Origin of the sequence: Rhodobaculum claviforme, assembly GCF_016653255.1 — a bacterium.
Classification (GTDB): Bacteria; Pseudomonadota; Alphaproteobacteria; order Rhodobacterales; family Rhodobacteraceae; genus Rhodobaculum; species Rhodobaculum claviforme.
In genome coordinates this window covers 1-2,612 of the sequence record NZ_NHSD01000018.1, presented here as the reverse complement: position 1 = coordinate 2,612, position 2,612 = coordinate 1, and the positions used below count along the sequence as shown (strand labels likewise).

Genomic DNA, 2,612 nt, shown 5'->3' with positions numbered 1-2,612 from the left:
CAGGTAGAGCTTGGGGTGGGCGCCAATCTTGAACTCTGTCTTGCGGTCTGTGACTCGGACCGTGACTGCAGGATCGCCTTGACCGAACGTAAAACGCTGGCCCTGGGCGTCGATCAGCGTTAGGCGCCCCTCCCGGATAATTTGCCGGAACAGAGTTGCGGCAAGCATAGTGTCAGGCCCTCCGCTGCTATCTGTTTCGCCGCGTAACTGTCTATAGTGGCGGCTACCGGCGAACATGTTATCAAATCTCAACTCTCCTTGAACTCTAGAAGCTGTCCAGGGGGCCGTCCTTAACCCATGAAAGTCGTCGGTGAATCGGCAGTGTTGGTGTTTAATGTTTTAAGGGTGATGCTTGAAACATCAAGATAGCATGTATACCCTGTAACGCTCTGATTTGCTTTGAAGGATCACGAATGCTCACGGCGGCCCAACTCCGCGCGGCTCGGGCGTTGCTCGGACTCGACCAGAAGACCTTGGCCGAGCGGGCTGGTGTGTCCGTGCCCACGATCCAGAGGATGGAAGCCAGCCCAGGCAACGTCCGTGGCGTGGTCGAGAGCCTGACTCGGGTGGTGCAGGCGCTCGAGGCGGCGGGAGTCGAGCTGATCGGAGAAGGAACGGAGAGCCGCGGTCACGGGCGCGGGGTTCGCCTGAAGGCCTCGGCAGGGCCATCGGGGAGCGCACCCGTGCCGGGAGACAAGTCGGACCACGGCTGATCTCCGTCGCCGTGCAGGCGCTGCCTGTGTCGTTTTTTGAAGATAGAGCCCAGCGATGGCGACCGTCTGGCCCGGCCGGCGATCCCGCCGGGTCAGAAGGAGTGTGCCTTGCCGAGCAGGACCGATCCTGTCACTCGCACCGCCGCCACATCTGGTGCTGCGGGCTTCGTCGAGTTGTTCACGCCGAAGCTGGTCACCGTTCTGCGGGAGAGCTACGACTTCAGGAAGTTGCGGGGCGACGCGCTGGCTGGTCTGACCGTCGCGATCGTCGCGCTGCCGTTGTCGATGGCGATTGCGATTGCTTCCGGTGCCAGTCCGGCGCAGGGGCTTTATACCGCCATCGTGGGCGGGTTCCTGGTGTCGCTGCTGGGCGGCTCGCGGTTCCAGATCGGCGGGCCGGCGGGTGCCTTCATCGTGCTGGTGTCGGCGACGGTGGCGCTGCACGGGGTCGACGGGCTGATCCTGGCGACCTTCCTGTCGGGGCTGATGCTGGCGGCGGTGGGGTGGCTGCGGCTGGGCACCTTCATCAAGTTCATCCCCCACCCGGTCACCGTGGGCTTCACCGCCGGGATTGCCGTCATCATCTTTGCCAGCCAGATCGCCGAGGTCTTCGGCCTCACGCTCGACGACGAGCCCGGCGCGCTGCTGGAGAAACTGCCCGCGCTGTGGGCGGCGCGCGACAGCGTGACGCCCGCCGCGCTGGCGCTGGCGGCGGGCACGGTGGCGGTGATCGCGGGGCTGAAGCGGGTGCGGCCGGGCTGGCCGGGGATGCTGATCGCGGTGGTGCTGGGGGCCGCGATCACGGCAGCCCTCGGCCTGCCGGTGGACACCATCGCCACCCGCTTCGGCGGCATCCCGTCGTCGCTGCCCGCGCCCGCGCTGCCGGACTGGACGTGGTCCAAGGTCATCGCCGTGCTGCCGGCGGCGGTATCCTTCACCCTGCTGGGCGCGATCGAGTCGCTGCTGTCGGCGGTCGTCGCCGATGGCATGACCGGCCGCCGCCACCGGTCGAACTGCGAGCTGGTGGCGCAGGGCGTGGCCAACGTGGGCGCATCGCTGTTCGGGGGGTTCTGCGTGACCGGGACCATCGCGCGTACCGCCACCAACGTGCGCGCGGGCGCGCACGGGCCGGTGGCGGGGATGCTGCATGCGGTGTTCCTGCTGGGCTTCATGGTGCTGGCGGCGCCGCTTGCGGGCTACATCCCGCTGGCGGGGCTGGCGGGGGTGCTGGCGGTGGTGGCGTGGAACATGATCGAGCGCCCGGCCATCGCGATCCTGCTGCGCTCGGGGCGGGGCGAGGCGACGGTGCTGGCGGTGACCTTCCTGCTGACGATCTTCCGCGACCTGACCGAGGCGATCGTGGTGGGCTTCGCCCTCGGCTCGGTGCTGTTCATCCACCGCATGAGCCGCACCACCGCCGTGCACACCCAGACCCCCTTCGTGGGCCGGGACGAGGCCGACACCGCCCGCCCCCGCACCGCCTGGTCCGGGGCGGGCGACCCCGACGTGGTGGTCTATCGCATCACCGGGGCGCTGTTCTTCGGCGCCACCGCGTCGATCGGATCGGTGCTGGACCGCATCCAGGACAACCACCGCGCGCTGGTGGTGGATTTCTCCGAGGTGCCGTTCCTCGACAGCTCGGGCGCGCACATGATCGAGGGGCTGGCCCACAAGGCGCACGGGCGCGGCGTCACGCTGTGGCTGACGGGGGCGCGGCGCGACATCCGCCGGGCGCTGGTCGCCCACGGCCTGCGCAAGCCCCTCGTGCGCCACGCCACCACGGTGGAGGCCGCCCTGCGCGCCGAGGCGCGGCGCTGAAGCGTCGGGCTGGCGGGGCTGGCGGGGATCAAACCCGGCGCGCCGCCCCGCTGCGGGGATCGGGGGGCGCGAACCGGGGGG

Annotated in this window: 2 protein-coding genes; both read left to right on the top strand. The window is 69.0% G+C overall.

Translation table 11 applies throughout. The features are described from left to right. Window positions 1-413: 413 nt before the first annotated feature. Entirely contained in the window at window positions 414-713 is a 300-nt protein-coding gene (locus CCR87_RS00255; protein ID WP_051431976.1) for a helix-turn-helix domain-containing protein, read from the top strand. A 108-nt stretch (window positions 714-821) separates the two neighbouring features. Beyond that, entirely contained in the window at window positions 822-2,531 is a 1,710-nt protein-coding gene (locus CCR87_RS00250) for a SulP family inorganic anion transporter (RefSeq protein ID WP_201155339.1), read from the top strand. Window positions 2,532-2,612 lie beyond the last annotated feature (81 nt).

Coding starts and splice junctions, on each gene's coding strand:
- CCR87_RS00255 (WP_051431976.1), top strand. CDS start 414: ATGCTCACGGCGGCCCAACTCCGCGCGGCTCGGGCGTTGCTCGGACTC.